Here is an 8,449-nt window from a genome sequence, read left to right on the forward strand (position 1 = left end):
TCATGCTGATATAATGCTTGCCAATAGGTAAAGTGATGTCGGCACACCGCGAGCCCAGCCCATGAGCGTCCTTTTCGACCACGAGATCACCGAACAGCTGCACGACAGTTCCCGCTCGCTGGTCTATCGGGCCCGCGCCGCCGACGGCACGGCGCTCATCGTGAAGCAGCCGAATCAGTCTTTCCCGTCGTTTCAGCAACTGGCGCAGTTCAAGCGCGAGTATGCGATCGCACGCCGCTGCCGCCATCCGAACGTAGTCCGTCCGCTTGCGCTGCAGTTGTGCGGCGGACGCTGGACCATGATCCAGGAGGACATCGGCGGCCTTGCTCTCGACCGGGTGCTGCGCACGCGGCCGGCGCTGGCGCTGGACGAGTTCTTCGACATCGCGCTGCAACTGTGCTCGGCGCTGGAGGAGGTCCACCGGCACGGCGTGATCCACAAGGACATCAATCCGTCCAATCTGGTGTGGAATTCCGAACAGCGCCTGCTGCAGCTGATCGATTTCGGCATCGCCTGCGAGCTGCCGCACGAACACCAGGGAATCGTCAATCCGCACGCGCTGGAAGGCACGCTGCGCTACATGGCGCCGGAACAGACCGGGCGGATGAACCGGCGGGTCGATTACCGCGCCGATTTCTATGCGCTCGGCGCCACCTTCTACGAACTGCTCGCCGGGCAGGCGCCGTTCGAAGTGCGCGACGAGATGGAACTGGTGCATTGCCATATTGCGCGCAGTCCGGACTGGTCGAACCCGGCGCTCGCCGGACTGCCCGGCTCCCTGCTGGCGATCGTCCAGCGACTCATGGAAAAGAACGCCGAGCAGCGCTACCAGGGCGTGCAGGGGCTGCGCAGCGATCTCGAATCCTGCCGCGCGGGGATGGCCGATGCGGCCCCGGCGCGGCCGCTGCGGCTGTGCGGCCACGACGGCCGCTTGCTGGTGCCGCAAACGCTGTACGGGCGCGAGGAGGCGATCGCCGCACTGCTGGCCGCGTTCGACCGCAGCGCCGAAGGCAGTGGCGAGATGCTGCTGGTGGCCGGCAGCCCGGGCATCGGCAAGTCGGCGGTGGTGAACGAGGTGCAGAAGCCGATCGTCGCGCGGCGCGCTTGCTTCCTGGCCGGTAAATTCGACCAGTTCCAGCGCGACGTGCCGTACGCCTCGCTGATCCAGGCGTTCCAGGGGCTGGTGCGCCAACTGCTCGGCGAGCCCGGGGAAACGCTGCAGCAATGGGCCGGCAAGCTGCGCGGCGCGCTGGGCAGCGGCCTTGGCGTGATGGTCGAACTGATCCCCCAGCTGGCCCTGATCGTCGGTCCCACCGAGGCGCTACCCGCGCTGCCGCCGGAGCAGGCCCAGCTCCGCCTGGGCCGGGTGTTCCCGCGCTTCGTCGAAGTGTTCGCCGCCGCCGGGCATCCGCTGGTGCTGTTCCTCGACGATCTCCAATGGGCTGACGCCGCCACCCTGCGCATGATCGAGCTGTTCATGGGCTCGCGCAGGAGCCGGCACATGCTGTTCATCGGCGCCTACCGCGACAACGAGGTCGGTGCCGGTCATCCGCTCGCCGCGCTGCGCGACAAGCTGCTCGCCGGCGGCGTGCGCCTGTCCACGCTGGTGCTGGATGCGCTGACCGAGCCGCAAGTGGCGCAGATGGTGTCGGCGACGGTGCGCATGGCGCCCGCCGACTGTGCGGCCTTGACCCGGCTGTGCTTCCGCAAGACCGCAGGCAATCCCTTTTTTCTCAGCCAGTTCCTGGGTTCGATCCATGACGCCGGCCACCTGCGCTACCGGGCCGGCCACGATTGCTGGGAGTGGGACCTGGCGGCGATCGAACAGGCGGCGTACACCGACAACGTGGTCGAGCTGCTGCTCGGGAAGATCCGGCGCCTGCCCGCCGCCGCGCAGCATCTGCTGCAGCTGGCCGCCTCGATCGGCAACCGCTTCACGCTCGACACGCTGGCGCTCGCGGTCGAACGCGGCGCCTCGCACACCCAGCAGGAGCTGTGGCCGGCGCTCGACGCGGCCTTGATCCAGCCGCTCGACGGACGCTATAAATACGTCGACACCGATACCGGTGCCGGCGAGGCCGGCGTCGGCTACCGCTTCCTGCACGACCGCGTGCAGCAGGCCGCCTACCTGGTGCTGGACGCCGGCGCGCGCGCGGCGATTCACCTGCGTATCGGCCGGCTGCTGCTGGCGCACGCGAGCGGCGAGCAGCTGGAAGCGAGGCTGTTCGAGATCGTCGAGCAGCTCAATGCCGGCCGCGCGCTGATCGACGACGCCGGCGAGCGCGTGCAACTGGCCGGGCTGAACCTGCGCGCCGGCGCCAAGGCGAGGCGCTCCGCCGCGTTCCAGGCCACGCTGGAGCACATGCGTACCGGTCTCGAGCTGCTCCCGGCGGATGCCTGGCAAAGGCACGCCGCACTCTGGCTCGACCTGCAGCTCGGCGCGGCGGAAGCGGCTTACCTGTGCGGCAGCTTCGATGCGGCCGAAGCGATCTATCCGCTGGTGCGCGCCCACAGTCCGACGCCGCTGCTGCAGGCGCGCTGCATCGCGGTCCAGGCGCACCAGTATCAGTTGCAGGGCCGCCTGCCCGACGCCATCTCCGTACTGCGCGAGGGCCTGGCGCAGCTGGGCATCGACATCCCGCAGGATGCGGGGCAACTGAAGGCGCGCTTCGACGAGATCCTCGCCGACATCGGGCGCCTGCATGGCGCGCGTGCGCCGGACGAGTTGCTGGCGGCCGGCGAGATGCGCGATCCCACGGCGGTGGCCGCGCTGCAGATGATGCACGCTCTCTGGATGGCCGCTTACTACGCCGGCCAGCAGGACCTGAGCGCCTTGCTGGTCTTGTCGATGACGCGCCTGTCGCTGCAGCAGGGCACCAGCGATTTCAGCGCCGTCGCCTACGTCGCCTACGCGTTCCTGCTGACGCTGCAAAGCGGCGACGCCCGGCGCGGCTACCGCTTCGGCGCGATGGCGCTGGCGCTGGCGAGGCGCCGCGCCAACCTGCAGACCCGCATCCAGACGGCCGTGATGTTTGCCGCGATGACCAGCCACTGGACGCAGCCCTTGCGCAGCTCCGACGCGCTGTATGAGGAAGCCTTCGGCTGGGCGCTGGAAATCGGCGATTTCGTCCAGGTCGGCGTAGTGGCGGCCGTGCGCGCGAGCGAACGGCTGATCCTCGGAGACTACCTGCCGGACCTGATGTCTGCCACCGAGCGCGACCTGGCCCTGATGCGGGCGAACGGCCAGCAGGCGATGGCCGATTGCTGCGTCGCCGCCGCGATCCAGCCGATCAAGTGCCTGATGGGCCTGACGCCGCGCTGCGACAGCTACGACGATGCGACCTTCAATGAAGCGCGCTTCCTCGAGCAATACGGCGGCTCGCGCCTGTACCGCGCCTACTTCTTGCAGGGGAAGATCCGCAACGCCTACCTGTTCGACAGCCCGGACGCCGAAGCGCTCGCCGGCCAGGTGGGCATCGTTGCCCAGATCATGCGCGGCCAGGCCAAAGTGCCCGAATCGAGCCTCTACGCCGCGTTGATCCTGGTCCGCGCGCTGCGGCGCGATCCGACGCGTGCTGACGCGGGCGCCGTGCTGGAACGGATCGAGGCGCTGCAGGCCAGCCTCGCCGGCTGGGCCGAGATCGGTCCGGAGGAGAGCCGCGCCAGGCACCTGCTGGTGCAGGCCGAGATGGCGCGCCGGCGGCAGGACCTGCCGCTGGCCACGCGCTGCTACCAGCAGGCGATCGACGCCGCCGGACTGGCCGGCTACCTCAATCTGCAGGCGCTCGCCAATGAGCTGTGCGGCGAATGCTGGTTAGATCAGGGCCAGCCGCGCGTGGCCGCGGTGTTCATCAAGGATGCGATCGCGCGTTACGGCCAATGGGGCGCGGAGGGCAAGGTGGCGCAGCTGCGCGCACGTCACGGCGCCTTGATGTCGCGGTCGGAAGGGCGCACGAGGCAGACGCATGCGGCCTCGCAGACGCACGGCAATTCGGCGCTCGATCTGGTATCGCTGTTGAAGGCGACGCAGATCCTGTCGAACGAAGTCGGCCTGCGCAAGGTGCTGCAGCGCCTGATCGCCATCGTGCGCGAGAACGCCGGCGGCCAGGTGGCGCGCCTGCTGCTGCTGTCGGACGGCGTCTACCGGCTGGAGGCAGAGAGCGACGGTGACGCCGTCAGCGTGCTGCAATCGCGCCGGCTCGACCTCGATGCGGCCGCCGATCCGCAGTTCCCGCTGTCGGTGCTGCGCTACGTGATCCGCACCGGCGCCGAGCTCATCGAAGACAATATCGCGGGCGCCTCGCGCTTTGCCGCCGACCCCTACGTGCAGCGCTTGCGGCCGCGGGCCGTCATGTGCCTGCCGGTCCGGCATGGCGGCCGCATCGACGGCGTGCTGTACTTCGAGAACCGGCTGGCCGAAGCCTCGTTCACGGAGGAGCGCGTCGAGTTCCTGCGCATGCTCGGCGCCCAGGCGATGACCGCGATCGCCAGCGCGCGGCTGCATGACAGCCTGGAGCAGCGTGTCGCCGAGCGCACCGCGCAGCTGGAGGATGCCAACCGCAAGCTGGCGACCTTGTCGATCACCGACGGACTTACCGGTCTTGTCAACCGGCGCCATTTCGACGAGGTACTGGGGACCGAGTGCGCGCGCGCCGCGCGGCTCGGGCAGCCGCTCGCCGTCATCATGCTCGATGTGGACTACTTCAAGAAGTTCAACGACCGCTACGGTCACCAGGCCGGCGATGCCTGCCTGATCCGGGTCGCGCAGTCGCTGGCGGCCGGCATGCGGCGCAGCGGCGACCTGACCGCGCGCTACGGCGGCGAAGAGTTCTCGATCGTGCTGCCGAACAGCGGCGCCGACGAAGCGCGGCACATCGGCGAAGCCTTGCGGCGCGCGATCGAAGACCTGCACATCGTCCACGCAGGTGCGGCGTCCGGGCAGGTGACAATCAGTGTCGGCATCGCGGTCCTGGCGGCGCGCCAGGCCGGCGATCCGGACGCGCTGATGCGCCTGGCCGATAACGCGCTGTACCGCGCCAAGGAGGCCGGGCGTAACTGCGTGGTGCTGAGCGGAGATCCGGCCGGCGAGGGCGCCGCCGCGTGATCAGGTTCCGACCAGTTTGCAGTGCAGGATGACGTCCGGGTCGAGGCGGAAGGCCGCACACACGCGGTGAAATCCGTCCGCGATGACGACCTTTTTTAATCCGGATACGCGCATCAGCAAGACCGGAGAAATCCGTTCGCCATTCTTGATCCTCTTGATCTGTTCGCGGGTAGGGCGGTCGTCCGATTTCGGTATGGCGAGCTGCGCAGCGCGCAACAGATCCGCAGCCTTGAACTCGATCGTTTGCGCGGCCCGCATTTCCGTCACCGTTTTGTCGACGTTTTTCTGGCTGTCGAGCAGAGACAGGTAATGGGCTGCGGCCTTGTAGTCTTGCTCGACTGCGTCATCCAGCCATTGGACCTCGCAGGGCTGTTGCTTGGGCACTCTTTCCTCCGGTTGAAATAGCGATAGCCTATTGTATCGCTGTGCTTGAGAACGGTCGAAAACCGGACGCCTGGTGCCCGTCTGCTCGCCGCTCATGTCGAATGCGCCATCTGCGGAAGCGGTGTAGCCAACCCAAGGTGCGCTCGACGACCCAACGCCATCGGCCAAGCCTTTCGCGTGACTCTAGGCCGTAACGCGCGATCCGAGCTGCAATGCCACGACGGCGCAGCCAAGCCCGATGGGCTCTCGAAGCGTACGCTCGATCGGCATGCAGCTTACCTGGACGTTTGCGCGCACGGCCTGCCAGCCCTTAACTGCCGGGATTGACTCTACCAGCGGGATGAGGAAACGCGAGTCATCCACCAGCAGATAGTGTTTGCTTCCGAGTTTGCCGCGATCGGTTGGGTTTCGGCCCGTGTGCTCGTCTCCGGCAGGTGCCGGTACGCTTGCAGCGTCAACGCAAGCTTGATCCCACATGATCTGGTCATGCTCTCGGAGGCGTCGCAGAATCGCCTCGTGGATACGCTGCCAAACCCCGGCTAGCATTCATGCATGAAGGCGACGCCAGCATGTCATGCCACTGCCGCAGCCGAGTTCGCGCGGCAGGTATTCCCACGGTATTCCAGTCTTGAGGACAAACAGGATCCCGGTCAGGGCCGCGCGATCATCGACACATGGGCGTCCGCCTTTCGGCGATCGGCGATGGGTCGGAAGATGAGCTGCTATAAGCGACCACAGGTCTCAGGAAGTAGTGCTCGGGCCATGGCATCAGTCCGTCTACGAACACGGACGCCATGTTAGTGCCCGGACTGAGCTTGCGCACGTCCGCTATCGACCAGTGCTGGCATTAATTATAGCCTCGAAAAGTCCAAACACTCGGCTGAAGATTGGCCGCGCAACGTCGTGCATTCGTACCGATTAAACATTGCTTAATTTGTACTGCCGCTTAATCAATTCCGACTTCGAAGTGAGTCGATGGCAAATGCCGTGATATGCCTTAAGTAGCGATTACGTCGTATAGGAAAAATCCTGTTGCTCTCCAAGAAGCGGCCAATTGACCTGAAACCCCGTCAATTTCGTGAATTTCACTCCCTTTTCCATTTGAACCAAGCCAAACTAACTCTGAAATAAGCTGCTAGAACTTTTTGCCTAAGCTGCTAGACTTAGGTCGCATCATTCAGAAATCGCTTCAGGGGCTTTCTGTTACCTGATGGGGAATTAAATGGGGGATTGAAATGAAAAAATCTTTTTTGGCAGCAGCTCTTTTTGTTAGCGCCGGCGTAGTAACAGCACAGGCAGCGTTTTTCTACAGCGCGACAACAAGTGTTAACTCAAGAACAGGGGATCTGACTGTGAATTGGGATGAGCGTGGGCTTGGTAATGGCGGCGGCCCTATTACCTATACGCTGACCGGGAGTGCTAGTGCTGTATATGCATGTATGACGAAGAGCGGCAACCATCCTCAGGCGACAAACAAGGAAGGACCATCTTCCTTCAACGTTACCAGTCAACCGTTCGATCCGAAAGGTGGCAGGGTTGTAGGCAGCCTGACTGTTCTGGCGCCGGCAAACACCAGCTTGAGCTGCCCATCGGGACAAAACCTAGTTCTTGCATGTGTCAGCTATACAAATCTCGTGCTGACAGATACTGTGAATAACTCGCAAGTTACTCTAGGTACTACAAGCACACCAGTTACCCCGGTTAAAGGCGTATCTTGCGGCTAAGGAAATATTTTGATTTTTTATTATTTGGCATTCTGTCCGGTTTTCGTCAATGTAATCGGACAGAATGATTTTCCAGACTCCAAAAGTATGTCGCATCACTAAAATGTCAGTCGTCAACAAAAGATTGTATTCGAAATCAGATTTTCTCTGCCAGTGTCATTCTTTGTTTTTCGCGCTTCCACTTTTGATAGCGCTGCTGATTTTTTCTGGTTGTAGCGGCAATAAAAATGAAATTTTGCCAGCGGCGAATGAAAGTCCGTCATCTTCCATTTCAATACAAGATTCCATATTGGCTTCGCCGTTTGTTGCGTCGCAATCGTCGAATACTCACTTTCCGGCACAGCAGCAGAGGACAGAGCACAATGCAAATGCTGAAAAAATAAATGTACTTCAGAGATCCGAGCAACTACGCAAAATGCACGAACTAGCGCATCTTTCCATGATGTCAGAAGAGAACTTATTAAAGCTTCAAAATCAATTGCGGGCGATCTCTTTATCCCATCGACTAGATGTGCTAAATAATTACCCTGAAATAGCGGGTTTGCCAACGCAACAGCAACAGTTATTGCTGGGAAAATTGGCTGAAATCGTTCCAGATGAGACGCCAACGATGCGTGTAGTATGCACCTGTAAAACTGGACCGAAGCATGAATTATGCATCAAAGAGGGGTGCGCCGCGACATTCGCACTTTCTTCGATTTGCGAGTCTTTGTGTGGAGTCAGCAATATTTCCTCGACTTCCTGTATGCCTTCAATACAATGCACTGATGAATAGCTAATTGCCGTGTCGCGTGTGCGGCCTAACTAAATGCAAGTGGCCGTTATCGACCTATTGTGTTGAAAAACTCCCCTTGATGCCGGGTCTGTCGCCGTCTACCGTTATTTAGATGCGGCGCGCAGAGGGAGGTTGCGATGATGGGACGCCAAGCAACGAAACGGGAGCTGTTCGTCATGATCAGCCTGGATGAATACGTTCCCGAGGACCATCTGCTGACAGCAGTGGACCGCTATCTCGACTTAAGGAAGCGCTGAACAAATAGGTTTTGCGCCCGAGTCGAGACGACAAACCAGCATCGGATGCCACAGTGGTCGAATTCAGGTATTTTTCGCGTCTGGTGCGGAGTCTCGAGACGCGTTTTGGCGCGCCACGGTGGACGTTTCCAGATTCAGGACGGAGTTCGGGCGTGGGCGCTTCCAAAAGTTCGGCCGGCCAGCACCAGATTGGCGAACGCGAACA

At 62.4% G+C, this 8,449-nt stretch carries 4 protein-coding genes and 1 pseudogene; 3 read left to right on the forward strand and 2 right to left on the reverse strand.

The features are described from left to right. The first annotated feature begins 61 nt into the window (after positions 1-61). Positions 62-5,104 (forward strand): diguanylate cyclase domain-containing protein, encoded by a 5,043-nt coding sequence (locus ACI48D_RS16920; protein ID WP_435572406.1) that lies wholly within the window; start codon positions 62-64, stop codon positions 5,102-5,104. Here the strand turns inward: ACI48D_RS16920 and ACI48D_RS16925 are convergent, their stop codons facing one another. After that, positions 5,105-5,488 (reverse strand): hypothetical protein, encoded by a 384-nt coding sequence (locus tag ACI48D_RS16925; RefSeq protein WP_435572407.1) that lies wholly within the window; start codon positions 5,486-5,488, stop codon positions 5,105-5,107. 28 nt (positions 5,489-5,516) lie between these two features. Then, positions 5,517-6,252: pseudogene (locus ACI48D_RS16930) on the reverse strand (IS5 family transposase). Positions 6,253-6,723: 471 nt separating this feature from the next. On the opposite strand from ACI48D_RS16930, the gene ACI48D_RS16935 reads away from it, so the two are divergent. Together ACI48D_RS16935 and ACI48D_RS16940 are read left to right on the forward strand one after the other, a co-directional pair. Beyond that, the gene (locus tag ACI48D_RS16935; RefSeq protein ID WP_435572408.1) at positions 6,724-7,212 is read left to right on the forward strand and encodes a hypothetical protein; all 489 of its coding nucleotides are present in this window, start codon (positions 6,724-6,726) and stop codon (positions 7,210-7,212) included. A 64-nt stretch (positions 7,213-7,276) separates the two neighbouring features. Then, a complete protein-coding gene (locus tag ACI48D_RS16940) occupies positions 7,277-7,987 on the forward strand; it encodes a hypothetical protein (protein WP_435572409.1) in 711 nt (236 codons plus the stop codon). Positions 7,988-8,449 lie beyond the last annotated feature (462 nt).

It is taken from the genome of Massilia sp. LXY-6 (assembly GCF_051233485.1).
GTDB lineage: Bacteria > Pseudomonadota > Gammaproteobacteria > Burkholderiales > Burkholderiaceae_D > Telluria.

What these genes read in the sequence shown, in the direction of transcription:
- ACI48D_RS16920 (WP_435572406.1), top strand. Translation starts at nt 62, where the DNA reads ATGAGCGTCCTTTTCGACCACGAGATCACCGAACAGCTGCACGACAGT.
- ACI48D_RS16935 (WP_435572408.1), top strand. Translation starts at nt 6,724, where the DNA reads ATGAAAAAATCTTTTTTGGCAGCAGCTCTTTTTGTTAGCGCCGGCGTA.
- ACI48D_RS16940 (WP_435572409.1), top strand. Translation starts at nt 7,277, where the DNA reads ATGATTTTCCAGACTCCAAAAGTATGTCGCATCACTAAAATGTCAGTC.